Below are 23,765 nucleotides of genomic sequence, written 5' to 3'. Positions count from 1 at the left end.
CACCATCACCGCGTGATTCATCAGGGCAACTGGAAGGTCAGGATCGCCACCGACGGCCTACATCGACGCGGAGCGGCAACCCCGCCGGAACAACTATCACCGACGCGAATAACTGATCGTTCCAGAATGGCTGGCGGCTACTAGTCGTCGAGTCGCCGAAGGACCTGCGTGAGTTCTCCGGCGTCGAGCAGGCCGGAGAGCGCTTCGGTCATGTTGCCGATGCCGGGATCCCTGACGATCAGGCCGTCTGAACACCAGAAGTAGCGGCCGCCCCACTCCTCGCCGGTTTGGGACCACCTGTCCATCAGGCGTCCGACCTCGGCGACAGTGAAGACGGTCGCGCTCCAGCGCGAGCCGTCCGCCGCCAGCCGCACCTCCAGGTCGACGTTGCAAACGGCATCCAGATCCTCGCCCGCGCTGGGCAGAAACGACGCCTCGAACCGTTCTGTGCGGACGCGGTACCAGGGTCCATCCCAACCCTGCTCAGTGGCTTCGACCCCGGTGTTGGTCACTCGGGGAGTATGTCGATCGGCCTGAGCGTGCTCAACCGGGTTCTCGGGCAAGCAGCCAACTCCATACGCCCCACTCGATGCGTTGCCACAGCCCCGTCCGAGCCGATCCATGGCGGCTGCTCGCCCCTCCTCGCGATCGACGGCCGTCCATATAGGACAACAGGCACTCTGGGCAACTTCGTGAGGAACTCTAGAGCGACGCCAGCAGCGCCACGACCATAGCGGTGGCCATCAGCGCCTGGCAGGTGTTCTCGCCAACCGGTCCGAACAGCGCCGCCCCGAACAGCGCCGCCCCGGACAGCGCCGGCCCGGAGACCGCCGGCCCGAACAGCGCCGACCCGGAGGCCACCGGCCCAGACACCACCGGCTCAGACACCACCGGCCCGGACACCACCGGCCCGGACAGCGCCGGCCCGGAGAGCACCCGACCGTCCGCTGTGGACGCCCGTGCGGGGCTGCCGGCGACGGTGGCCGCCCGCAGCCACCACAGCGCGGCGAGTGCCAGATACCCGGCGAGTACGCCAGTCGTCACCGCCCCGCTCGTCACCGCCCCCGTCGTCACTGCCCCGGTTGCATGCCCGACGGCACCGGGCATGGGCATCGTCGCCGAACCGCCGCCGAGCACGCCGGAGACGGACGAGCCGACCGGGGACGCCGCGAGCAGCATCCAGCACATCGCCGCCATCACGACCCCCTGGTGCACCAGCCCGATCCGGTGCCTCCGGGAGTGGGCGCGGCCGGTCGCGCGTACCAGGAACCAGCCGGCGAGCACGGCGAACGCGGCCGGCTGCAGGCCCCACCGGTCGCCCGGTCGCGGTGCCCACAGCATGGCGACCATCGCGACGCTCATCGCCGCGTGCGCGGCGTCGGACACCCGGTCGCACACCGCGTGCCCGGATCGGGCCGCCGGCCACACGCAGCGCACCAGGCAGTACCCGCCGAGCGCGGCGAACGCGAGCGCGAGCGGCCAGCGCAACTCCAGCGACGCCGCCATCCGCGCCCTCCGCTCCCGCCCGTGGTCAGATCTGGTACCCGGCCGGCCAGACCATCGAACTACCGGCTGGTCATACCGTCACACCATCCGGCACCGTCACACCATCCGGGCCAGCGCGCGGCCGATGGCCATGTGCACGGCCCCCTGCACCGTCGCGTAGTCGCCCAGGGCGCCGACCGTGACCTCGGTGTTCCAGGCCAGTTCGGCGATGGTGCGCCGCACCTCCGGCAGCAGGAGCTGGTTCTGTCCCACGCCGCCGCCGAGCACGACCAACCCCGGGTCGACCACGCCCATCACGCCGACGACCAGGCGCCCGATGTCCCGGCCGTGCGCGTCCACGATCCGCCGGGCCGCCTCGTTGCCGCTGGCCGCGGCGGCGAACAACCGCTCGGCGTCGCGCGGCGCCGGCCCGTGGCTGTCGTCCCAGTCGCGCTGGCACCGGGCCATCAGGGCGGCCGAGCCCAGGTATCCCTCCAGCTCCGCCCGCCGCGGCGTGTCCGCGCGCGACCACGGGAACGGAAGCATGGCGACCTCGCCGGCGGCGCCGTGGAAACCGCGCAGCAGCGCGCCGTTGACCACCACCCCGAGGCCGATCTTCACGCCGACCTGGAGGTAGACGAAGTTGTCGTGCCCCCGGGCGGCGCCCACCCGGTGCTCCGCGACGGCCGCGCAGTTGACGTTGTTCTCGATGGTCACCGGGACGCTGCCGGGCAGCGGCAGGAGCTGGTCGAGCCGCTCGACGCCGTCGGCTTGCAGGCCGGTGTCCCGGCCGGTCGAGGGCAGCGTGGGCGCGGCGATGACCACATCGCGCAGCGGGCCGTTGTCGTCGCCGACCGCGTCCCGGATCCGCTCGCTGATCCGCTGCACGGCGGAGACCACGGTCGGGGTGACCCGGCGGGCCCGGCTGGACATGCGCTCCTCGGCCGTGGCGATCTGCCGGCCGTCCATGGCGTGCGCGCTGACCCGTACCCGGGTCGAACCCGCCTCGATGCCCAGCACGTGGCCGGCCGCCGGGGCGACCGAATACAGCACCGCGCTGCGACCGGTCGCGCCCCGGGTCGAGCCCTGGCTGGTCACCAACCCGTAGTCGGCCAGCTCGGCGATCGCCGTGGACATGGTCGGCTTCGAGAGACTGAGCGCGTCGCCCAGCTGCGGCCGGGTCGCCGGTCCGGCCGTGGCCAGCGCGCGCAGAACAGCACGGGCGCTGGTCGCCAGGTCGTAGTCGGTCCGCGGCGCAGTCGTCTTCATGATCCTCCTCGTGGGCCGGAGAGGTTGACTCCGACCAGTCTGGCTCGGCGCGTCTGTCGCCGCGCCGCGACCCAGACCAGTCGCCCATCCGACCGGTCCGGCCCGGCGTCCGGCGCCGCGCCACGACCCGGACCGGTCGTTTGCCACGGTAAGCATAGTAAGCCGCGCGCCATTGCTCTCGCGACCAGAGTTCGTTAACCTTCCGAACGTTGGGCGGCCTCAGTCGACCGACCCCTCGGCACCTCTCTCCGGCCTGAACAGCCCTTCCGCATGGCCCGGCGAGCCGGGCGCGCCACTGTCCCTCCGAGTAGAAGTTCGGTGACAAAAACAATGACGGTCGCTCAACCGGACCCGCCCCGTACTATCGGCATCGACGTCGGTGGCACCAAGACCCACCTCGCCCTCGGTGCCGGAAACATCCTGCGGAGCGAGCGGTACGTCGACACGACCTCATGGCGCACCCACTCCTTTCCGCACAACGCACGCGGCGTGCACCGGCTGGTCGTCGAGTGGCTGGGCAGCGACGCGCTGGCCTGGCCGATGGCCGTCGGCGCGCACGGGTGCGACACCACGGCCCAGTGCGACGCGTTCGCGGCCGAGCTGCGCCGGTACTTCACCGGCCCGCTGCGCGTGGTCAACGACGCCGAACTGGTCACCGCGGCCACCGGCCTGACCGAGGGTATCGGGGTCATCGCCGGTACCGGCGCGATCGCGGTGGCCCGTGACGCGCGGGGCGAGCTGCTGACCGCCGGCGGCTGGGGCTGGATCCTCGGCGACGAGGGCAGCTCGGCCGGGCTGATCCGGGAGGCCACCCGGGCCGTGCTCACCGAACTGGACCTGGGCGGCGCCCTGGACCCGCTCGGCCGCCGGCTCATGGCCGCGTTCGGCGTCACCGAGGGCGCCGAGCTGGCTCTCGCGGTGTCGACCGCCGACTCGGCCGCGTCCCTGGGCAGCCACGCCGAGCAGGTGTTCCTGGCCGCCGACGAGGGTTCCGCGCTGGCCGCCGGGGTCGTCACGCAGGCCGGGCAGCAGCTCGCCCTGCTGGTCGACCGGCTGGCCGGGCGCGGCGCGGCGGCCGCCCAGATCGTCGCCGGCGGCACCGTGATCCTGGTGCAGCCCCGGCTGCGCCGGGCGTTTCTCGACGCGGTGCGCGAGCACCAGCCGTCGAGCGTCCTGCAATTCCTGGACCGCCCGCCCGTCCTCGGCGCGCTGGAGTTGGCCAGCCGCCTGGGGCGGGACGGTACCGAGGCCGCCGAACCGGCTGGAACCGGAGGAATCCGATGACCGCGACCCACCCCCTCGACCCGGTCAGCGCGGAGGAGTACCGGGCCACCCGGGACATCCTGCGCACAGCGGGACTGCTCGGCGACGCGACCAGGTTCGCGTACGCCGGTCTGGACGAACCGCACAAGGGCGACGTCCTCGCCTACCAGTCCGGCGACCCGGTCGCGCGCAGCGTGCGGGCGTTTCTCATCGACGTGACCACCGGGGACCTCGACGACGTCGTGGTGAGCCTCGACCGGGGCGAGGTGGTTTCCCAGCGCCGGCTGGACCCGGTACGGGACGGGCAGGCGCCGATCCTGGACCAGGACTTCGTCACCGCCGACGAGGTGGTGCGCGCCGATCCGCGATGGGGCGCGGCGATGGCCCGGCGCGGCCTGACCGACCTGGGCAAGGTGCGTGCCTGCCCGCTGACCGCCGGCTCGTACGGGCTGGACGGCGAAGCGGGCCGGCGGCTGGTGCGGGTACTGGCCTTCGTGCAGGAGCACGAGAAGGACCTGGCCTGGGCGCACCCGGTGGACGGCGTGGTGGCCTATGTCGACCTGGTGGCCCGGCGGGTGCTCGACGTGGTCGACGCGCAGGACCTGCCGGTACCGGGGGAGTCCGGCGACTACGACGACCCCGCGGTGGCCGGACCACCCCGTACCACGCTGCGTCCCATCGAGATCACCCAGCCGGAGGGCCCGAGCTTCACCCTCGACGGCACCTACCTGGAGTGGCAGAACTGGTCGCTGCGCATCGGGTTCGACGCCCGGGAGGGGCTGTCGCTGCACCAGGTGTGCTACGACGACGGCGGACGCCGCCGCCCGGTGCTCTACCGCGCCTCGGTGGCCGAGATGGTGGTCCCGTACGGCGATCCGACCCCGGCCCGGTTCTTCCAGAACTACTTCGACACCGGCGAGTACCTGGTGGGCAAGTTCGCCAACTCGCTGGAGCTGGGCTGCGACTGCCTCGGCGACATCACGTACCTGGACGCGACGGTGGCCGACGACCACGGCGAGCCGCGGGTGATCCGCAACGCGATCTGCGTCCACGAGGAGGACTTCGGCGTGCTGTGGAAGCACACCGACATCTTCAGCGGTTCGGCGCAGACCCGACGCCAGCGCCGGCTGGTCATCTCGTTCTTCGCCACCGTCGGCAACTACGACTACGGCTTCTACTGGTACCTGTACCTGGACGGCTCGATCGAACTCGAGGTCAAGCTGACCGGCGTCATCTGGACGTCGAGCCACCCGGGCGGCGACTACCCGTACGCGCCCGAGGTCGCGCCCGGCCTCGGCGGTCCGGCGCACCAGCACCTGTTCAGCGCCCGGCTGGACATGATGGTCGACGGGCTGTCCAACGCGGTGGACGAGGTCGACGTGCGTGGCGTACCGGTGGGGCCGGACAACCCGTACGGCAACGCGCTGGTCCGCGACGTCACCCGGTTGCGCCGGGAGTCCGAGGCGGCCCGGTTGGCGGCGCCCGACCTCGGCCGGGTCTGGCGGGTCGTCAACCCGGACTCGCGCAACCGCCTCGGTCAGCCCGTGTCGTTCGTGCTGCACCCGCAGCCGGCGCCGACGCTGCTGGCCGACCCGTCGTCGACCGTGTACGACCGGGCCCGGTTCGCGACCCGGCACCTGTGGGTGACCGCGTACGACCCGGCGCAGCGGTATCCGGCCGGGGACATCGTCAACCAGCACCCGGGCGGTGCCGGGCTGCCCGAGTACGTGGCCGCCGACCGGGACATCGACGGCGCCGACATCGTGCTGTGGCACACGTTCGGCCCGACGCACTTCCCGCGCCCGGAGGACTGGCCGGTGATGCCGGTGGAACGCTGCGGCTTCCGGCTGGTACCGGTCGGCTTCTTCGACCGGAACCCGACCCTGGACGTCCCGGCACCGGCCGGGGGGCACTGCCACACCGGCGGCCACGACCACGCTGGCTCGGACCACGCTGGCTCGGACCACGCTGGCTCGGACCACGGCGGCTCGGACCACGGCGGCCACGACCACGGCGCCGGCCACGAGCACGGCGGCTCGGCACATGCCGGCCACGACGCCCGCTGACGCCTGCCGCCGGCGCTGTGCCCCCGCGGGGCGGCGCCGGCGGCCGGAGACGGGAACTCGGGACCGGTCAGGGCACGATGACCGACTTGACGAAGGCCGGTTCGCGCCGCTCCATCAACGCGAACGCCTCGTCCACCTGGTCCAGGCCGAGCCGGTCGGTGACCAGCGGAGCGAAGCTGAACTGGCGTCGGGCGATCCGGTCGAGCCCCTCGGCCATGGCGGCCATGACCCTGGGGCGCTGCGGCGAGAACCCGTTGACGATCGTCACGCCCTTGTACCACAGGTCCAGGTCCAGCTGGGCAGTGCCGCTGCTGTGGTACCCGATCACGTTGACCACGCCGTGCGGCTTGACCAGCGTGGCCGACACCCGCAGCGCGCTGTCCACACCGGCCGCCTCGAGGACGGCGTCCATCCGGCGGTCCTCCGAAGCCGGCCCGGCCTCGCGGTAGTGCGCCGGGATGTCGTCCGGAGCGAACGTCTCGGCGCAGCCGGCCCGCTCGCCGCGCTCCCGGGCATGCGGATCGGGGTCGATCCCGATGATGGTGGCGGGCAGCAGTTGCCGGGTCAGCTGGACCAGTGCCAGGCCCATGAAGCCGAGCCCGACGATCGCGACCCGGTCGCCGGGGCGGATCCCGGTGCGACCGAGCGCCTCGACGAGTACGGCCAGCGGTTCGCCGATCGCAAGCTCCGGTGGGATGCCCGCCGGTACCGGCAGGATGCTGCGGGCGTCCAGCAGCGCCCGCGTCGCGAAGCCCTCGCCGCCCAGGCCGGTGACCGTGTCGCCGACGCGCCAGCCGGATGCGTCCGAGCCCACCTCGACGATCCGGCCGACAATCTCGTGACCGAGCCGGATCGGGCGCTCCGCGGTCGCCTGTTCACGCCAGGCGCGCCGATCCGACGTGCAGACGCCGCAGGCGAGTACGTCGACGAGCACCTGTCCAGCGCTTGGGGACGGGTCCGGCGCGTCGAGGACCACGGAGCTTCTGGGGCCGATGACCTGGCTGAACCGCATGCGATGCACGCACCTTTCGGAGAGCGTCGAGGGGCGACGACGGTGCTTGACGGCGATGATGCCTCAAGATACCGCATGGCCTCTGTGGACTGTAGAAGGTTCGCCCGCGGGAAGCCCCGCGCACTCGTGGTATCCGGCCGTTACTCGGCCCTGACGCGGTGTGCGCGGGGCGTCAAGGTCTTGTCAAGTGGTATGCGCACCGGTAACCTTCCGGCCAATTATTGGTATGCAGTGATTTCGTCGAGGTCTAGCCGCAGCCGGTCCACGAGTCGGACAGCATGCACTGGCAGGGAGTGCGGATGACGCTTCTGTTGAGACGAGCCTTCTTCTATCTGGTAACCGCCTTCGTCGCGCTCAGCCTGAACTTCCTGCTGCCCAGGATGATTCCCGGCGACCCGGTGTCGCGGATGCTGCAACGGTTCCAGGGCCACCTGGACCCGCACGCGGTCTTCGCGCTGCGCGCGCTGTACGGGCAGACCAACGAGGGCCTGTGGAGTCAGTACCTGGACTACTGGAGCCGGCTGCTGCACGGCGACTTCGGTGTCTCGTTCAGCAACTACCCCACGAAGGTCACCACCATCATCGGTCAGGGCCTGCCGTGGACCCTCGGGCTCATCGGCGCCTGCACGATCCTCAGCTTCGTCATCGGCACGGCGCTGGGCACGGTCGCCGGTTGGAAGCGCGGCGGTTGGGTGGACGGGCTCATCCCGGTCACCACGTTCCTCACCTCGGTGCCGTACTTCTGGTTCGGCCTGATCGCGGTCTACCTGTTCGCCGTGGAGCTGCGCTGGTTCCCGCTGGCCGGCGGGTACACGCCCGGGATCGAGCAGGGCTTCAACTTCGCGTTCATCGACAACGTGCTGGAACACGCGATGCTGCCGGCACTGACCATCGTGGTCTCCTCGGTGGGGTACTGGCTGCTGGGCATGCGCAACATGATGGTCACCACGCTGGCCGAGGACTACGTGCTGCTGGCCAAGGCGAAGGGGCTCTCCCGGCGCCGGGTGATGAACACCTACGCCGGCCGCAACGCGGTGCTGCCGTCGCTGGCCGGGTTCGCCTTGTCGATGGGCTTCATCGTCGGCGGCTCGATCATCACCGAGGTCGTCTTCAACTACCCGGGTATCGGCTACACCCTGTTCCAGGCGATCGGCGGTCAGGACTACCCGCTGATGCAGGGCATCTTCTTCATCATCACGGTCGCGGTCCTCGGCGCGAACCTCGTCGCCGACCTCGTGTACGTGCTCCTCGACCCACGGACAAGGCGGGCTGCCTGATGAGTACCGGCACCCTCGAACACGACGCCGCGATGCAGCCGACCGAGGCCGCGGCGGATCCGGCCCGCGCCACCCGGTTCGGCTGGCTGCGCGGAATCCGGTCGGTGAAGGTCATCGTCGGGTTGGTGATCGTGCTGGTGTTCGCACTGGTGGCGATCTTCGGTCCGCTGCTGGTCTCGACCGATCCGTCCGCGGTCAGCAACGACATCCTGCACGCGCCGTCCGCGCACCACCTGCTCGGTACGTCCCACAACGGGCAGGACATCTTCGCGGAGATGATCTACGGCACCCGGGTGTCGATGGTGGTCGGGTTCGTCGCGGCGATCCTCGCGACCATCCTCTCGCTCGTGGTCGGGCTCACCGCGGGCTACCTCGGCGGGGTGTCCGACGAGGTGTTGTCGCTGATCACCAACATCTTCCTGGTGATCCCCGGCCTGCCGCTGGTGGTCATCCTGACCGGTACCATGCCCAACGCCGGCGAACTCGCGATCGTCATCGTGATCGCGGTGACCGCGTGGGCCTGGGGTGCGCGGGTGCTGCGCGCGCAGACCCTCTCGCTGCGCAAGCGGGACTTCGTGGAGGCGGCCCGGGCGTCCGGGGAGAGCACCTTCCGCATCATCTTCCGGGAGATCCTGCCCAACGAGACCGCGATCGTCGCGGCCACCTTCCTGTCCACCGTGATCGGCGCGATCCTCACCCAGGCGTCGCTGGCGTTCCTCGGCCTGACCAGTGTCACCGACTGGTCGTGGGGCGTGATCCTGTACTGGGCCCAGACCCAGAACGCGATGAGCTACGGGGCCTGGTGGTGGTTCGTCCCGCCGGGGCTCAGCATCGCCCTGATCGGCACCGGCCTGTCGTTGATGAATTTCGGGATCGACGAGTTCATCAACCCCCGGCTGCGCTCCGCGGGGATCGCGACGAAGCGCGCCAGGAAGCGCGCGGCCGGAACCCGGTCGCGCACCGGCCGCCCGGCGCGGCCGGTCGCGGAGCCGGCCGCGGCCGGCGACGGCGCGGCCGCGCGGGGCGACGTCGTCTTGGAGATCAAAGACCTGCGCGTCGACTACCTGTCCGGAGACTCGACGGTACGCGCGGTGGACGGCGTGTCCCTCTCGCTGCGCCGGGGCACCGTGCTGGGCATCGCCGGCGAGTCCGGGTCGGGCAAGTCGACGCTGGCCTACGCCATCACCCGGTTGCACGAGTCCGCGGCCGAGATCCCGACCGGCCAGATCCTCTACACCGCCGCCGACGGCAAGCGCACCGACATCCTGCGGATGTCCGACCGGGAGCTGACCGACTTCCGGTGGGAGGAGTTGGCCATCGTCTTCCAGTCGGCGATGAACGCGCTGAACCCGATCCTCAAGATCGGTGTGCAGATCGAGGACGCGATCGCGGCACACCGCCCGTCGATGAGCGAGCGGCAGCGCCGGGAGAGGGTAGCCGAGTTACTGACCATGGTCGGCATCTCCACCGACCGGACCACCGCCTACCCGCACGAGCTGTCCGGTGGCATGCGCCAGCGCGTGATGATCGCCATCGCGCTGGCACTGAACCCGGAGATCATCGTGATGGACGAGCCGACCACCGCGCTCGACGTGGTGATCCAGCGCCAGATCATCGATCAGATCATGGAGCTGAAGGACCGGCTGGGCTTCTCGGTCATCTTCATCACCCACGACCTGTCGATGCTCATCGAGCTGGCCGACGAGATCGCCATCATGTACGCCGGCCGGATCGTGGAGCAGGCCAGCGCGCAGGACTTCTACCGCGCGCCGAGCCACCCGTACAGCCGCGGGCTGATCGGGTCGTTCCCCACCCTGTCCGGCTCCAAGCGCGAGCTGACCGGCATCGTCGGATCGCCGCCCGACCTGCGCGCGCTGCCCACCGGCTGCTCGTTCAGCCCGCGTTGCCCGTCGGTGACCGACGAGTGCCGGGTCCGCGAGCCGTTGCTGCTGCCGCTGCCCCGGGTCGGCGAGCCAACCACGCCCGCAGTGGACGCGACATCGCCCGGTACCCGCGTGGCGTGCCTGCTCTACCAGAACTCCGAACCGGTGGCCGCGGCCGAGGCAGACAGGAGCTGAATCGTGTCCACAGTAGACAGTACGGCCGAGGTCACCCCGGCACCCGCCACGCGGCGCGCCGAACCGGTCCTGGAGATGGTCGGCGTCACCAAACACTTCGCGGTGCGGCGCCGGCTGCGTGACCGCCGGCGCCGGGTGGTGCACGCCGTCGAGAACGTCGACCTGGCGCTGTACGCCGGTCAGGTCACCGCGGTCATCGGCGAGTCCGGCTCCGGCAAGTCCACCGTGGCCCGGCTGCTCGCCCAGCTGTACCAGCCGACGTCGGGGGAGATCCGGCTGCGCGGCAAGGCGGTCCGGGCACCCGGCGGCCGGCGGCTGCGCGCGTACGTCGGGCAGGTGCAGCTGATCCTGCAGGACCCGTTCGGGTCATTCAACCCGGTGCACACCATCGCATACCACCTCGGTCGGGTGCTGCGCATCCACCGCCCCGGCCAGTCCTCGGCGCAGGTGGAGCAGGCGATGGCCGACCTGCTCGCCGAGGTACGGCTGACCCCGGCCGCGCAGTTCACCGCGAAGTACCCGCACGAGCTGTCCGGCGGGCAGCGGCAGCGCATCTCGATCGCCCGCGCGCTGGCGGCCGACCCGGCCGTACTGCTGGCCGACGAGCCGGTCTCCATGCTCGACGTGTCCATCCGGCTGGGCGTGCTCAACCTGCTCGCCCGGCTGGTGGCCGAACGGAACCTGGCGCTGCTCTACATCACCCACGACATCGCCTCCGCCCGGTACTTCGCCGACACGGCCACCGTCATGTACGCCGGCCAGCTCGTTGAGGGCGGCCCGGCGGAGACGGTCACCCAACGGGCGGCGCACCCGTACACCCAGCTGCTCATCGCGTCCGCACCCGATCCGGACCGCGACGCCGCCGCGCCCCGGCCGGCGGACAAGGCGTCCCCACCCAGCCTCATCGATCCGCCGGCCGGCTGCCGGTTCCATCCCCGCTGCCCGTTCGCCATGCCGAAGTGCTCGGCCGAGGCGCCGCCCCGGTTCGACCTCGGCGACGGGCACTGGGCCCGGTGCTGGCTGCACGAACAGGCCCAGCCGCAACAGGCCCAGCCGCAACAGGCCCACCCCTAACGGGCCCAGCCGCGACAGGCCCCCGCAAAAGGATCCGGCCGCACCGGCCGCCAGCCAGAACCCGTGACCCCACCCAGCGAACCCGATGCACCCCACCCCACCCTCCACGGAAGGAATGCGCAGATGCGATTCATGAGAGCGCGGCTGCTCGCGCTGGCCGGCGTGGCCACGCTGGCGACGACGCTGTGCGCCGCCTGCACCGGCAGCGTGTCGGCGTCCAACAACGGCGCGCCCATCCTCAACCTGGCGCACACCGGAGACGCCGTCCAGCGCGTCTTCAACCCGTACCTTCCGATCAACGCCTACTCCGTCGGCTCGAAGTTCGAGATCTACGAGCCGCTGGTGCAGGTCAGCAAGATCAGCGCGGAGTCCTACAAACCCTGGCTCGCCGAGTCGTGGAGCTGGTCGTCGGACAGCAAGACCCTGACCCTGCAACTGCGCAAGGGCGTCAAGTGGACCGACGGCCAGGCGTTCACCAGCGCCGACGTGGTCTTCAGCTACAACCTCGTCAAGAAGTTCCCGGCGCTGAACCTCAACGGCATCGAGTTCAGCTCGATCCAGGCGCAGGGCGACAACACCGTGGTGATGACGTTCGACAAGAACGCCCGGCCGAACTTCGACACCATCGTGCAGCTGGAGATCGTGCCGGAGCATGTCTGGTCCAAGGTGTCCGACCCGACCACCTACCAGGACCCGAGCCCGGTCGGCACCGGCCCGTTCACGCTGGACGCCAAGAGCTTCACTCCGCAGGGGTACACGCTGCTGAAGAACGCGAAGTACTGGCAGGCGGGCAAGCCGGCCATCGGCGGGCTGCGGTTCGTCACGTACAAGGACAACACCGCGGTGGCCGCCGCGCTGGTGCAGGGTGACGTCGACTGGTCCAGCGCGTACATCGCCAACATCGACCAGACGTTCACCGCGAAGGGCAAGCAGTTCCAGCACTTCTGGCCGGTCATCGGCGCGGACGGGCTGATCACCAACGACGCGGCCGCGCCGTTCAACGACCTGCAGGTGCGTAAGGCGGTCAGCGACGGCATCAACCGCTCGCAGGTCGCCGCGTCGGCCAACCGCCCGCCGGCCACGAACCCGATCGGGCTCCCGCTGCCGCTGTTCAACGACTCGATCGCGCCGCAGTACAAGGACTCGAAGTACACCTACGACGTCAACGCGGCCAAGCAGATCCTGCAGGCCGACGGCTACACGATGGGTGCGGACGGGTACTTCGCCAAGGGCGGCAAGCAGCTGGCGTTCAGCATCACCATCCCGTCGGCGTACACCGAGCAGGTCGGCGCGGCACAGGTCATTCAGGCCAACCTCAAGCAGGCGGGCATCAAGGTGACCGTGAACGGGGTGTCGGTCGACGCCATCAACGCGTTGACCCAGAAGGGCAACTACCAGGCCACCATCGGGTACCCGATCGCCGAGTTCCAGACCGCCTACGGCCTGTACGACGCGTGGATGAACCCGAAGTACTCGGTGCCGATCGGGCAGCCGATCGTGACCGACGAGAACATCGAGCGCTGGGAGGACCCGCAGACGTCGCAGTACTTCGCCGACTACATCGCGGCCACCACCGACGATCAGCGCAAAGCCGCCATCGCCGGGCTGGAGGGCCGGTTCGTCGACGGGATCCCGTGGATCGTGCTGAGCTACTACCAGGGCTACGGCGACTGGAACAGCACCAAGGTGACCGGCTTCCCGACCGACTCCAACCCGTACTGGACGGCCGAGCCGAACGAGGTCGTCGCGCTGAACCTGAAGCCGACGGGCAAGTAGGCCGCCGGGCCTGGGAAACGGCACTGTCACGTGCCGCCGTCGCGACCCGGCCGGGTCGCGACGGCGGCACCCCCCGATCTTCGAGTAGGGCATCATCGTGAACAACGCAGCGGCCAAGCGGGCCCTGGCGATCGTCAACGGCGACGACATCCACCACGATCTGATCAGCGCGGTCTCGGTGTTCCAGACACTCGGGACCGAGGCCGGGTTCGTCACCGGGCGCGGGGCCGGCATGCAGCGCTTCGTCAACCCGACGCCGGTCACCGCCGACGCCGACGTCTACCTCCTCTACACCTCCGGCGGGCAGTTCTCCACCGCCCAGCAGAGCGCGCTTTCCGACCTGGTGGCCGCGGGCAAGGGAGTGGTGGCCGTCCACGCCACCAACGTGCTGGCAACGGTCGGGGACCGGCTGGACCCCGCCGACCGGCCGATGTACGAACTGCTGGGCAACCGGTACCTGTCGCACGGCCCCGGCCACCACGAGGGACAGTTCCGGGTACGCATGACCGGCGCCCACCCGGTGACCGACGGCGTCAGCGACTTCGAGCTGTTCGACGAGTACTACGAGTTCGAGTTCGCCGACGACAACGTGACCGTCCTCGCCGAGCGCGAGCGCGACGACGGTCGGGTCATCCCGGTGCTGTACGCGCGCCAGGTCGGCGCGGGCCGGGTGTGCTACCTCGCGCTCGGCCACGACATGCGGGCCTGGGGCCAGCCGCCGTTCCGTCGCATCGTCCGCCAGGCCGTCGCCTGGGCCGGCAAGTCCGAACAGAAGTGAGGGAGAACCCCATGCCGCCTGGCATCGCAGCCCAGCTGTGGACGTTCCACGACCTGGCCGCCAAGGACCTCGAGGGCGTGCTGACCCGGATCAGCGAACTCGGGTACCTGGCGGTCGAACCGCTCGGCCTGCACGGCCGCGAGCCGGCGAAGGTGCGCGCGCTGCTCGACTCGCTGGGAATGACTCTGTCCAGCGCGCACGCGCCGTTCCCGGCCGGCCCGGACGCCACCCGGATCCTCGACGAGAACGCGGAACTGGGTGCGACGACCCTGGTGTGGAGCCTGGAACGCGAGGAGTTCGACAGCCCCGAGGCGATCGCCCGTGGCGTCGAGCGGATCAACGAGGGCGCCGAGCGGGCCGCCGCGTACGGCATGACCATCGGGTACCACAACCACTTCGCCGAGTTCGCCAACGTCTTTGGCGACTGGTCCGGGTCGCCGCGCGGCGCCAGACGCGCCGAGCCGGACTGGTCGAACGGACAGTCGGCGTACGACATCCTGCTCGACCTGCTCGACCCGCGGGTGGTCATCGAGCTGGACATGTACTGGGCACAGCTCGGCGGAGCCGACCCGGCGCAGGTCATCCGCGGCCTGGGAGACCGGGTGCGGTTCCTGCACGTGAAGGACGGGCCGGCGCAGACCAACGAGGACTACATGGTCCCGGTCGGCCAGGGCTCGGTGGACATCCCCGCCGCGCTGCGCGCGAGCGAGTCCGTGCGGTGGCACATCGTCGAGCTGGACCGGTCCCGGATGGACATGTTCACCGCGCTCCAGCAGAGCTACCAGTACCTGGTCGGAAACGGCCTGTCGCGGGGCCGGATCCCGGCCGGATCGGAGCGCTGAGATGGCCCTGAGAGTCGCGTTCCTGGGCGGAGCCGGGATGATCGGTTCGGCGTGCGCCGCCGAGGCGGTACGCGCGGGTGTGGACCTGACCGTGGTCACCCGTACCGACGGCGGCAGGTGGCCGGTGCCGGACGGTGCCCGGCACGTGCACGCCGACGTCCGCGATCCGGCCGCGCTGCGTATCGCGCTGGGCGCCACCGGGTACGACGCGGTGGTCAACTGGGTCGGGTTCACCCCGGCTCAGCTGGCCCCGGACGTCGACATGTTCGCGGGCCGGGTCGGCCAGTACGTGTTCATCAGCACCGCTTCGGTGTTCAGCCGGCCGGTACCGCAGCTGCCGGTGACCGAGTCCAGCCCCCGGCGCAACAACGCCTGGCCGTACCCGAAGGACAAGCTGGACTGCGAGACGCTGCTGGAGGCGGCGTACCGGGAGCGGGACTTCCCGGTCACCATCGTGCGCCCGGCGCACGTCTACGACCGTACGGTGGTGCCGGTCCTCGCCGGTTGGACGGCGATCGACCGGATGCGCCGGGGCCGCCCCGCGGTGGTACACGGCGACGGCTCCTCGCTGTGGAACCTGACGCACAGCGAGGACTTCGCCCGAGCGTTCGTGCCGCTGCTGGGCAACCTCCACGCGGTGGGGGAGAGCGTCAACGTCACCAGCGGGGAGATCCTCACCTGGGATCAGATCCACCAGGCGCTCGCCGCAGCGGCGGGCGTGCCGGCGCTGCTGGCCCACCGGTCCAGCGAGTCCATCGAGACCGAGGTGCCGAACTGGGGACCGGTCCTGCGGCACGACTTCGGGCACTCGCTGTTCTTCGACAGTACGAAGCTTCAGCGGCTGGTACCGGGATTCGCCGCGCGGGTGCCGTTCTCGGCCGGTGCGAGACAGATCGTCGAGTGGTACGACGCCGACCCGGCCCGCAAGCGCGTCGACGCGAACCTGGATGCCGCATTTGATCGACTGGCCGTTTGATCGACTGGTCGACTGATTGCGGCCAGTCGGATCGGTTGAGTGAGCGGGGACGGCACAATGAGTACCATTGACCGTCGCCAGAGCAGGTGGGAGCCGTGCCGAAATGAGTGTCGACGACGACACAATGACGTCGATCAGGCCCGATTACCCTGATCCGCTGTGGATTCAGGCGGCCAACCTGGTCAAGGAGGAGATCGCCAGGGGCAACCTCCGCCCGGGCATGCGGCTGCCGCCGGAGCGGGAACTGTGTCTCCAGCTCAATATCAGCCGGGTGACCCTGCGCAAGGCACTGGGCGAACTGGTCCGCGAGGGCATGGTCAATTCCTCGCACGGTCGCGGCTGGTACGTCAACGGCACGCCGCCGCGCAAGGAATGGCCCAACAGCCTCGAGTCATTCACCGAGACCGCCAGCAGAATGGGGCTGGTCGCCAGTTCCCGGGTGCTGCGCGCGGAAACGGTCGCGGCCACCCTCGACGAGGCCGAGGAGTTGTCGATCGCGCCCGGTACGCCGATGTTTCACCTGGAGCGGGTACGGCTGCTGTCCGGGGTACCGATCGCGGTCGACCTCACCCGGATCCCCCTGTCGCTGGCCCCCGACCTGCCGAAGGCGGACTTTGCCACGGCATCGTTCTACGACCGGGTGTCGGCGGCCGGTGTCGAGCTGCGCCGGGCCGACTCGACCATCGAGGCGCGGCCCGCCGACGGGGAGCTGGCCCGGCACCTCGACCTCGCGGTGGGCAAGCCGGTGCTGGTGATGCGCCAGTTGGTGGTCGACGACACCGACCGGCCGCTGTTCGCGTCGACCATCACGTACAACGGCGAGCGGTACCGGCTGCGGACTTTCTTCGCCCGCTCGGCCGCGCCGTCCCGCCCGCGCCAGGCGGCCGCGGACTGACCCGGCCGACACGTGACGCCCGGCGTTCCCGGACCGGTCCGGTCCGGGAACGCCGGAGTGCCGTCGGCGGGTCCGGTCACGCCGGGGTGCCGGCTTCCGGAGCGACCTTCGTGTCGCTGTTGTGGAACACGAACTCCTCGATCGTGATGCCGCGCCGGTCGGCCGCCTCGCCGGCCAACGCCTGCATCACCAGCGCCTCCAGGATGGCCCTCGGCGCGACCGGGACGCGGGGCAGCCGGACGACGCCGACCCCGGGCCGGTCGGGCACGCGCTGCGCACCGGTGACCAGGATGACCGGATGTCCGGCCCCGGCGAGAGTATCGGCCAGGTCCAGCTCACGCTCGTCGCCGAGCAGCACGTGCACGCCGCCGCCGGCCGACTCCATGGCACCGTGCAGGTACTGCCGGGTACTCATCGGGGTGGCCGGCACCCGCGCCACCTCGCGCAGCAGCAGCGCGCCGCACTCCGCCGAGCCCAGCGACGGGCCGGCGCCGACGAAGTCGGCGTAGCCCGCACCGACCAGTGCCGCCGCCATCTCCGGGAGCTGCTCGTCGAGCCGCCGCTCCAGGGCACGGAAGTGCGCCGGCAGCTCGTCCCACGCCGGATCCACCGCGCCGCCGTCCCAGGCGTCGGCGATCAGTCCCAGCGCGGCCACCGTGGCGGTGAACCCGATGGTGGAGGCGTAGCTGTCCGCGATGTTGCCGAGCCCGACGACGTCCTGCAGCACCGCGGTCATCGGGGACGGGTCGTTGTTGACCACCGCGTACCGCGGCCGGCCGGCCGCCCCGGCGAGCACCGCCAGGGTCTCCGGGCTGCGGCCGCTCTGCGAGATGCCGATGATCGGGTGCGCGCTGTCCGGGAACGGCACCGGGTAGTCGCCGGAAGCCAGCCGCCAGGAGTGGATGCCCCTGCCGCGCAGCGCCCAGACCGGTGCGCACGCCGCGGCGAAGCTGTTGCCGATGCCGACGAAGATCGGCCCCGGCCCGGTGAACTCGCCGGCGGCCTGGCGCGCGGACACCTGGGCGCGTACCGACGCGATGACCCGTTCCAGGGTGTCCGCCTGGCTGTGCCGGGCGCTGGCGTACGTGATGTACCCGCGCACGACCGCGCCCGTCGACTCGGCGGTCCCCGCCCCCCGGGGTGCCGTGGCGCTCACAGCGTGCGCTCGCGGGTGTCCCAGCCGGCCGGCAGCGCGGGGGTCGGCTCGAAGCTGCTGTCCACCTTCACCGGAGTGCCGGCCGCGATCGACTCCTCGACCGCGAGCATCACGTCCAGCACGTGGTAGGCCAGCGCCCCGCTGGCCCGCGGAGTCTGCCCGGACCGCAGCGCGCGGGCCATCTCCAGCGCGCCGACACCGAACCCGCGCGGCTCGCCGTCCGGGTCGACCCGCTCCCAGACCTGGTCCGCCGAACCGGCCGGCATGATCTCGCTGGCGCCGTCGAAGCTGTCCACCGGTACCTTCAGCGTCCCCTCGGATCCGGTGATCTCGAAGGTCTGCCGGCGCAGCGGCGAGTCGAAGCTGAGCAGGGTGGTGCCGACCACTCCGGACTCGAAGCGGATCAGCACGCTGACGTGGGTGTGAACCTCGACCGGGAACGTGGTGCCGGCGTCCGGCCCGGAGCCGACCGTGCGCACCGCCCGGGCCCGGTGCCCGGACGCCTGCACTCCCTCGACCGGTCCGAGCAGGTGCACCATGGTGGCGACGTGGTACGGGCCGATGTCGAACAGCGGCCCGGCGCCGCGGGCGAACAGGAACTGCGGGCGCGGGTGCCAGGCGTCCGGCCCGGGTCCCTGCATGATGGTCAGCACCGTCTGCGGGGTGCCGATCCGGCCCGCCTCGAGCAGCCGGCGGGAGGTCTGGATCCCGTCGCCGAGGACGGTGTCCGGCGCGTTGCCGACCAGTACGCCCCGTTCGCGGGCCGCGTCCAGCAACCGGCGGGCCGAGGCCCGGTCCATCGTGATGGGCTTCTCGCCCCACACGTGCTTGCCCGCCCGCACGACGGCCATCGCCACCTCGGCGTGCGCCCGGGGGATGGTCAGGTTCAGCACCAGCTCGATGTCCGGCCGGGCGAGCAGTTCGTCGACCGTACCGGCGGAGGGGACGCCGTACGTGGTCGCCTGCTCGCGGGCGCGGGCGGTGTCCAGGTCCGCGACCGCGACGACCTCGACGTCCGGGTACCCGACGAGGTTGCGCAGGTACTGGTCGGAGATGTTGCCGGCGCCGATGACGCCGACCTTCACCGGGCCCGTCATGCGACCAGCACCCCGCGGAAGTACTCGTAGTTCTCCCGCAGCGCGTCGAAGATGGGCCGCTCGGTGACCACCTCGACGACGCACATCTCGACGTTGTCCGCGCTGCCCCGGATGATCTCCGGCAGGTGCAGGGTTCCGTCCCCGCCGAGCAGCGGGGGCTTCGTCGGGTCGGGTACCGGCGAGTACGCCACGTGCAGGTACCGCACCCGCTTGCCGAGCCGGGGCAGCAGGTCCAGCGGGTCGGTGCCGCCCACGCTCGCCCAGAAGCAGTCCACCTGCAGGATGACGTCGTCGTCCAGCAGGTCGACCAGCAGCTCGTAGCCGGGCCGCCCGTCGACCCGGTGGTCGAACTCGAACTCGTGGTTGTGGTAGCCGATCCGGATGCCGTGGTCGGCAGCCACCCGCGCGGCGGCGTTGATGCCGGCGGCCAGCTCCTCGATGCCGGCCCGGTCGTCGTAGTACCGGGCGGCCTCGACCCACGGCACGATGAGGGTACCGATGCCGAGCTGCCCGGCCGCCTCGATCATGCGGTCGCGGTTGTCGGTGAGCACGTTCGCGTGGGCCGAGGCGGCCCGAAGTCCGCTGTCGTCCATGGCCCGCCGCAGGGCCGGGGTGTCGCCGATGATGTCGTACGGCTCGATGTGGCTGTACCCGATCTGCGCGAGCTGCTTGCACGTCTCGCCGAGTTCCGGTCCGAGATGGTCGCGCACGCTGAACAGCTGGACAGCGATATTGACATCGCCTGGCATGGATGCCCCCTTGCGGATCGGGTGGTGGGTGAGCGTCGCCGTCAGGTCGTGCCGCGGGATACGCAGACCACATCGGCGACAGGCATAGACCGCACGCTACCAAAGGAGTCCAAAACACGTCCACTGGCAGACCCTGTCTGGTTTTCGCGCGACCTCGCCAGGCTCGCGACGAGTGCCGCTGCCGGCGACGGATGCCCATGGAGTAAGAGGTTTCCGGGTCGCCGAGGGCAACGCGCCCGCGGATCGCGCGGGTTCCCTTGCGGGTCTCATGTGGTATTTTGTGGTTCGCCTGGGGTGATCCGCGGCGCGATTCGCGGACGCCATCGACGAGCATGGAGGTTGAACGGTGATCGGCGTCGGTCTGTTGGGTTCGGGCTTCATCGGTGACACCTACGCCGACGCGTTGCAGGACGTGCGCGACGCGCGGATCGTGGCCAACTACTCGCGCGACGCGGCCCGGGCCGCCGAGCTGGCGCAGAAGTGGGGCCCGATCGACCGCCAGTACACGGACCTGGCGAAGCTGTGCGCCGACCCGGAGGTGGACCTCGTCGTCATCGGGCTGCCGAACGAGGTGCACGCCGAGGCGGTGAGCATCGCGGCCGCCGCGGGCAAGGGCATCGTGTGCACCAAGCCGCTGGCGCGCAACGGCGCGGAGGCGGCCGAGATCCTGGACACTGTCCGGCGCGCGGGCGTCTGGCACGGGTACGCGGAAAGCTCGGTCTTCTCGCCGAACATCGCGAAGGCGCACCAGATGGTGGCGGCCGGCGCGATCGGCAAGGTGCTGACGATGCGGGCCCGCGAGGCGCACTCCGGCCCGCACGCGCCGCACTTCTGGGACGCGCAGACCGCGGGCGGCGGTGCGCTGCTGGACATGGGCTGCCACACCATCGAGTCCGCGCGGCACTTCTTCGGCAAGGACAACCCGATCACCGAGGTGTTCGCCTGGGGCGCCACGCTCGCCCACGCGGACAAGACGACCGGCGAGGACACCGCGATCGCGCTGCTGAAGTTCGCCGGCGGTCAGCTGGCCACGGTGGAGTCGTCCTGGATCGAGAAGGGCGGCATGCAACTGCGCCACGAACTCGTGGGCAGCGCCGGCCGCCTCGTCACGGACACCTCCTCCACCCCGGTCTGGGGCTTCATCGAGAACCCGGCCGGATACCTGGTGGAGAAGGCCGACGCGGACACCGGCTGGGTGTACCCGGTGCCGGAGGAGGCGCGTGCCTACGGCTTCTCCCAGGAGATGCGCCACTTCGTCGACTGCTTCGCCAAGGGCGTCGCGCCGATGGAGACGTTCGAGGACGGGCACATCGTCAACTGCGTCCTGGACGCCTGCTACCGCTCGATGACCTCCGGGGTCTGGGAGCCGGTACTGCTGTCCGCCGACGGAAAGCGATGACGGTCCGTACCGGTCCGCCGCCGGCGCCACTGGCCTCGGAGTACCCGGAGCCGCTGTGGCGCCAGGCGGTCGACGCGATCATGCGGGACGTCGCCGACGGGGTGCTGCGGCCCGGCATGCGCCTGCCCCCGGAACGGGAACTGTGCCAGCGCCTGCGGATCAGCCGGGTGACGCTGCGCAAGGCGCTGGGGCGGCTCGTCGACGACGGCGTGGTGACGTCGTCGCACGGTCGCGGCTGGTACATCGCCGGCACCGGCCAGCGGCGCGGCGACTGGCCCAACAGCCTGGAGTCGTTCACCGAGACGGCGCAGCGCATGGGGCTCACGGCGACCTCCGAGGTGACCCGGCAGGAGACCGTACCAGCGAGTCTCGACGAGGCGGAGAAGCTGTCCATCGCCCCGGGTACGCCGGTGTTCCAGCTGCGCCGGGTGCGGCTGCTGGACGGGGTGCCGACCGCGGTGGACTCGTCGACCGTACCGACGGTCTTCGCCCCCGGCTTCGACCGGATCGACTTCACCACCGGCTCGCTGTACCGCCAGCTCACCGACGCCGGTGTGGACATCTCGCGGGCCGAGTGCACGATCGAGGCGATGCCGGCCGGGCGCGAGCTGGCCGACCGGCTCGGGCTGGCGGTGGGGGAACCGGTGCTGGTCATGCAGCAGACCGTGCTCGACGCGTCCGACCGACCGGTGTTCACGTCGGCCATCACGTACCACGGCGGCCGGTACCGGCTGCGGACCTTCTTCGCGCGCTGAGCCTGCGGTCTATGGGCTCTGGCCCCGGCCGGTCGGCGGCCGGGGCCACCGCGCGTCAGTACGGGTAGTGCGCCGGCACCGAGGAGACGGTGAGCCACCGCCGCTCGGTGAACTCCTCGAGGTTCGCGTCGCCGCCCGAGCGCCCGCCCAGCCCGGACTGCCCGACGCCGCCGAACGGCGCCAGTGCCTCGTCCTGCGGGGTCGCGTCGTTGACGTGCACCATCGCGGAATTGAGCCGCCGGGCCACCGTCGTCGCCCGGTGCACGTCCGCACCCAGTACGGAGGAGACCAGACCGTACCGGGTGTCGTTGGCCAGAGCGACCGCCTCCTCGGTACCGTCCACCGCGACGATCGCGACGATCGGCGCGAAGATTTCCTCGGTCCACAGCGCGGAGGCCGGGTCGACGTCCACGACCACGGTGGGGCGGAAGAACGGACCCTCGACGGTACCGCCGGTGAGCACCCGGGCGCCCCCAGCCACCGCGTCGTCGAGCAGTCGCTTGCCCCGGGCCAACTGCGCGTCGTTGATGACCGGGCCCAACCCGACCGGTTCGGTTGCCGGGTCGCCCAGGGTGATGGCGGCGGCGCGCGCCACGATGCCGGCCGTGTACTCGTCCACCACCGCGCGGTCGACGATGTGCCGCCCGGCGCTGATGCAGGTCTGCCCCTGGTAGTGGAAGCTCGACCAGGCGCCGATCATCGTGGCCTGCTCGATGTCGGCGTCGTCGAGGACGACCAGGGCATTGTTGCCGCCCAGCTCCAGCGAGACCTTCTTGAGCAGGCCGCCGGCGGTCTGCGCGATCTGCCGGCCGACCGCCGTCGAACCGGTGAAGTGAACCATCTGGATGTCCGGGTGCTCGACCAGGCGGCGGCCGACGTCCTCGCCGCCGGGCAGCACCTGGAAGATGCCGGCCGGCGCGCCGGCCTCCACGAACAGCCGCGCGATGGCCAGCCCGCCCGACAGCGGCGTCTCCGGCGACGGCTTGAGCAGCACCACGTTGCCCAGCGCGAGAGCCGGTGCGATGACCCGCATGCCCAGTACCAGCGGGAAGTTCCACGGAGTGATGACCCCGACCAGGCCCACCGGCAACCGTTCCGAGATGGAAGTGCGGCCCGCGTGCCCGGTCTGCAGCACCTCGCCGGACGGGCGGGAGGCCAGCGCCGCGGCCTCGGTCAGCTCGCTGATCGCCGCGCCGATCTCGTAGTCGGCCTTGCCCGGGATGGAACCGGTCTCCCGCACGATCAGCTCGCGCATCGCGCCGTCGCGCTCCAGCGCCGCGGCGACCCGACGCAGTACCGCCGCGCGTTCGGCGTACCCGAGGGCCGCCCAGTCCCGCTGGGCCGGTACGGCGCGGGTCACCGCCGCGTCCACGTCGCTCGCGTCGGCCCGGCCGGCCTCGGCGAAGACCTCACCGGTCGACTTGTCCCGTACCGGAAGCACGCCGCCGCCGGCCGGCGGCTGGAACGTCCCGGCGGTGTAGATGGCTCTGCTCCACGGTTGGTCCTGCTGGCTCATGACCTGGCTCCCATGCAGATCGGCGCCTCGGATCCCGCCGGGCGCGCGGCAGCCGCGCCGGCGCGCGGGTACGGCGGCCGGTGCGGGCACCCTCGATCGGTCGGGCGAGGCATGGTTCGGCGCCGGCAGGCAGCCGGCGAGGCGGGGTGGTGTTCCGGAGCGGTGTTCCGGGGCGTGCAGGGTTCGACCCGTCCGGCTCGGCGCGTCTGGCGCCGCGCAGCGGCCCGGACCAGTCGGGCATCGCCTTGAGGCCGTCGAACATTCGTAAGGTTAACGAACTCTCGATCGCCCGGGCAAGGTCC

General features: G+C 71.1%; 20 protein-coding genes. 12 read left to right on the top strand and 8 right to left on the bottom strand.

What is annotated here, in order from left to right; translation table 11 throughout:
* Positions 1-140: 140 nt before the first annotated feature.
* The 3 genes from Raf01_RS20485 to Raf01_RS20475 form a co-directional block, all read right to left on the bottom strand.
* A complete protein-coding gene (locus tag Raf01_RS20485) occupies positions 141-512 on the bottom strand; it encodes a hypothetical protein (protein WP_203919549.1) in 372 nt (123 codons plus the stop codon).
* Positions 513-702: 190 nt separating this feature from the next.
* A complete protein-coding gene (locus tag Raf01_RS20480; RefSeq protein WP_203919548.1) occupies positions 703-1,506 on the bottom strand; it encodes a DUF5134 domain-containing protein in 804 nt (267 codons plus the stop codon).
* A 96-nt stretch (positions 1,507-1,602) separates the two neighbouring features.
* Positions 1,603-2,754, bottom strand: a complete 1,152-nt coding sequence (locus Raf01_RS20475; RefSeq protein WP_203919547.1) for an ROK family transcriptional regulator — start codon at positions 2,752-2,754, stop codon at positions 1,603-1,605.
* A 318-nt stretch (positions 2,755-3,072) separates the two neighbouring features.
* Here Raf01_RS20475 and Raf01_RS20470 point away from each other — a divergent pair, with 318 nt between their 5' ends.
* Both Raf01_RS20470 and Raf01_RS20465 read left to right on the top strand, forming a co-directional pair.
* The gene (locus tag Raf01_RS20470; RefSeq protein WP_203919546.1) at positions 3,073-4,038 is read left to right on the top strand and encodes an N-acetylglucosamine kinase; all 966 of its coding nucleotides are present in this window, start codon (positions 3,073-3,075) and stop codon (positions 4,036-4,038) included.
* On the top strand, positions 4,035-6,083 hold the full coding sequence (locus Raf01_RS20465) for a primary-amine oxidase (protein ID WP_203919545.1): 2,049 nt from the start codon (positions 4,035-4,037) through the stop codon (positions 6,081-6,083). The genes Raf01_RS20470 and Raf01_RS20465 overlap by 4 nt, the downstream gene beginning before the upstream one ends.
* A 67-nt stretch (positions 6,084-6,150) precedes the next feature.
* Here the strand turns inward: Raf01_RS20465 and Raf01_RS20460 are convergent, their stop codons facing one another.
* Entirely contained in the window at positions 6,151-7,095 is a 945-nt protein-coding gene (locus tag Raf01_RS20460; protein WP_203919544.1) for a zinc-dependent alcohol dehydrogenase, read from the bottom strand.
* A gap of 299 nt (positions 7,096-7,394) precedes the next feature.
* On the opposite strand from Raf01_RS20460, the gene Raf01_RS20455 reads away from it, so the two are divergent.
* The 8 genes from Raf01_RS20455 to Raf01_RS20420 all read left to right on the top strand — a co-directional run bounded on the left by Raf01_RS20455 (position 7,395) and on the right by Raf01_RS20420 (position 16,791).
* A complete protein-coding gene (locus Raf01_RS20455; RefSeq protein WP_203919543.1) occupies positions 7,395-8,372 on the top strand; it encodes an ABC transporter permease in 978 nt (325 codons plus the stop codon).
* The gene (locus tag Raf01_RS20450) at positions 8,372-10,450 is read left to right on the top strand and encodes a dipeptide/oligopeptide/nickel ABC transporter permease/ATP-binding protein (protein WP_239133761.1); all 2,079 of its coding nucleotides are present in this window, start codon (positions 8,372-8,374) and stop codon (positions 10,448-10,450) included. Before Raf01_RS20455 ends, Raf01_RS20450 begins: the two co-directional genes overlap by 1 nt.
* A 75-nt stretch (positions 10,451-10,525) precedes the next feature.
* Positions 10,526-11,524: an ABC transporter ATP-binding protein gene (locus Raf01_RS20445; RefSeq protein WP_203919564.1), complete on the top strand. Its 999-nt coding sequence runs from the start codon at positions 10,526-10,528 to the stop codon at positions 11,522-11,524.
* Between the two features lie 123 nt (positions 11,525-11,647).
* Positions 11,648-13,300 carry an ABC transporter substrate-binding protein gene (locus Raf01_RS20440; protein WP_203919542.1) on the top strand — a complete coding sequence of 551 codons (1,653 nt, stop codon included), beginning with the start codon at positions 11,648-11,650 and terminating at the stop codon, positions 13,298-13,300.
* A 97-nt stretch (positions 13,301-13,397) separates the two neighbouring features.
* On the top strand, positions 13,398-14,078 hold the full coding sequence (locus Raf01_RS20435; protein WP_239133760.1) for a ThuA domain-containing protein: 681 nt from the start codon (positions 13,398-13,400) through the stop codon (positions 14,076-14,078).
* A gap of 11 nt (positions 14,079-14,089) precedes the next feature.
* Entirely contained in the window at positions 14,090-14,920 is an 831-nt protein-coding gene (locus Raf01_RS20430) for a sugar phosphate isomerase/epimerase family protein (protein WP_203919541.1), read from the top strand.
* Between the two features lies 1 nt (position 14,921).
* Positions 14,922-15,896 (top strand): NAD-dependent epimerase/dehydratase family protein, encoded by a 975-nt coding sequence (locus Raf01_RS20425; RefSeq protein WP_203919540.1) that lies wholly within the window; start codon positions 14,922-14,924, stop codon positions 15,894-15,896.
* 103 nt (positions 15,897-15,999) lie between these two features.
* A complete protein-coding gene (locus Raf01_RS20420; RefSeq protein WP_203919539.1) occupies positions 16,000-16,791 on the top strand; it encodes a GntR family transcriptional regulator in 792 nt (263 codons plus the stop codon).
* Between the two features lie 76 nt (positions 16,792-16,867).
* On the opposite strand, the gene Raf01_RS20415 is transcribed toward Raf01_RS20420, so the two are convergent.
* Genes Raf01_RS20415 through Raf01_RS20405 form a run of 3 tightly spaced genes read right to left on the bottom strand, consistent with a single transcriptional unit; the run spans position 16,868 to position 19,793 of the window.
* Complete coding sequence (locus Raf01_RS20415; RefSeq protein ID WP_203919538.1) at positions 16,868-17,947, bottom strand: SIS domain-containing protein; 1,080 nt, start codon at positions 17,945-17,947, stop codon at positions 16,868-16,870.
* On the bottom strand, positions 17,944-19,044 hold the full coding sequence (locus Raf01_RS20410) for a Gfo/Idh/MocA family protein (RefSeq protein WP_203919537.1): 1,101 nt from the start codon (positions 19,042-19,044) through the stop codon (positions 17,944-17,946). The genes Raf01_RS20415 and Raf01_RS20410 overlap by 4 nt, the downstream gene beginning before the upstream one ends.
* Positions 19,041-19,793, bottom strand: coding sequence for a sugar phosphate isomerase/epimerase family protein (locus tag Raf01_RS20405; protein ID WP_203919536.1), 753 nt, complete (start codon positions 19,791-19,793; stop codon positions 19,041-19,043). Before Raf01_RS20405 ends, Raf01_RS20410 begins: the two co-directional genes overlap by 4 nt.
* Positions 19,794-20,139: 346 nt before the next feature.
* Here Raf01_RS20405 and Raf01_RS20400 point away from each other — a divergent pair, with 346 nt between their 5' ends.
* Together Raf01_RS20400 and Raf01_RS20395 are read left to right on the top strand one after the other, a co-directional pair.
* The gene (locus tag Raf01_RS20400; protein ID WP_203919535.1) at positions 20,140-21,192 is read left to right on the top strand and encodes a Gfo/Idh/MocA family protein; all 1,053 of its coding nucleotides are present in this window, start codon (positions 20,140-20,142) and stop codon (positions 21,190-21,192) included.
* Positions 21,189-21,947, top strand: a complete 759-nt coding sequence (locus Raf01_RS20395; RefSeq protein ID WP_203919534.1) for a GntR family transcriptional regulator — start codon at positions 21,189-21,191, stop codon at positions 21,945-21,947. Before Raf01_RS20400 ends, Raf01_RS20395 begins: the two co-directional genes overlap by 4 nt.
* A 55-nt stretch (positions 21,948-22,002) precedes the next feature.
* Here Raf01_RS20395 and Raf01_RS20390 read toward each other — a convergent pair whose 3' ends face one another.
* The gene (locus tag Raf01_RS20390; RefSeq protein ID WP_203919533.1) at positions 22,003-23,463 is read right to left on the bottom strand and encodes an aldehyde dehydrogenase family protein; all 1,461 of its coding nucleotides are present in this window, start codon (positions 23,461-23,463) and stop codon (positions 22,003-22,005) included.
* Between the last annotated feature and the right edge of the window lie 302 nt (positions 23,464-23,765).

The organism is Rugosimonospora africana (genome assembly GCF_016862975.1).
GTDB lineage: Bacteria > Actinomycetota > Actinomycetes > Mycobacteriales > Micromonosporaceae > Rugosimonospora > Rugosimonospora africana.
Note: the sequence above shows the minus strand (reverse complement) of the source record. Positions and strands in the feature narration are given on the sequence as shown.

Coding starts and splice junctions, on each gene's coding strand:
- Raf01_RS20450 (WP_239133761.1), top strand. CDS start 8,372: ATGAGTACCGGCACCCTCGAACACGACGCCGCGATGCAGCCGACCGAG.
- Raf01_RS20455 (WP_203919543.1), top strand. CDS start 7,395: ATGACGCTTCTGTTGAGACGAGCCTTCTTCTATCTGGTAACCGCCTTC.
- Raf01_RS20480 (WP_203919548.1), bottom strand. CDS start 1,506: ATGGCGGCGTCGCTGGAGTTGCGCTGGCCGCTCGCGCTCGCGTTCGCC.
- Raf01_RS20420 (WP_203919539.1), top strand. CDS start 16,000: ATGAGTGTCGACGACGACACAATGACGTCGATCAGGCCCGATTACCCT.
- Raf01_RS20410 (WP_203919537.1), bottom strand. CDS start 19,044: ATGACGGGCCCGGTGAAGGTCGGCGTCATCGGCGCCGGCAACATCTCC.
- Raf01_RS20460 (WP_203919544.1), bottom strand. CDS start 7,095: ATGCGGTTCAGCCAGGTCATCGGCCCCAGAAGCTCCGTGGTCCTCGAC.
- Raf01_RS20475 (WP_203919547.1), bottom strand. CDS start 2,754: ATGAAGACGACTGCGCCGCGGACCGACTACGACCTGGCGACCAGCGCC.
- Raf01_RS20405 (WP_203919536.1), bottom strand. CDS start 19,793: ATGCCAGGCGATGTCAATATCGCTGTCCAGCTGTTCAGCGTGCGCGAC.
- Raf01_RS20395 (WP_203919534.1), top strand. CDS start 21,189: ATGACGGTCCGTACCGGTCCGCCGCCGGCGCCACTGGCCTCGGAGTAC.
- Raf01_RS20390 (WP_203919533.1), bottom strand. CDS start 23,463: ATGAGCCAGCAGGACCAACCGTGGAGCAGAGCCATCTACACCGCCGGG.
- Raf01_RS20465 (WP_203919545.1), top strand. CDS start 4,035: ATGACCGCGACCCACCCCCTCGACCCGGTCAGCGCGGAGGAGTACCGG.
- Raf01_RS20425 (WP_203919540.1), top strand. CDS start 14,922: ATGGCCCTGAGAGTCGCGTTCCTGGGCGGAGCCGGGATGATCGGTTCG.
- Raf01_RS20445 (WP_203919564.1), top strand. CDS start 10,526: ATGGTCGGCGTCACCAAACACTTCGCGGTGCGGCGCCGGCTGCGTGAC.
- Raf01_RS20430 (WP_203919541.1), top strand. CDS start 14,090: ATGCCGCCTGGCATCGCAGCCCAGCTGTGGACGTTCCACGACCTGGCC.
- Raf01_RS20440 (WP_203919542.1), top strand. CDS start 11,648: ATGCGATTCATGAGAGCGCGGCTGCTCGCGCTGGCCGGCGTGGCCACG.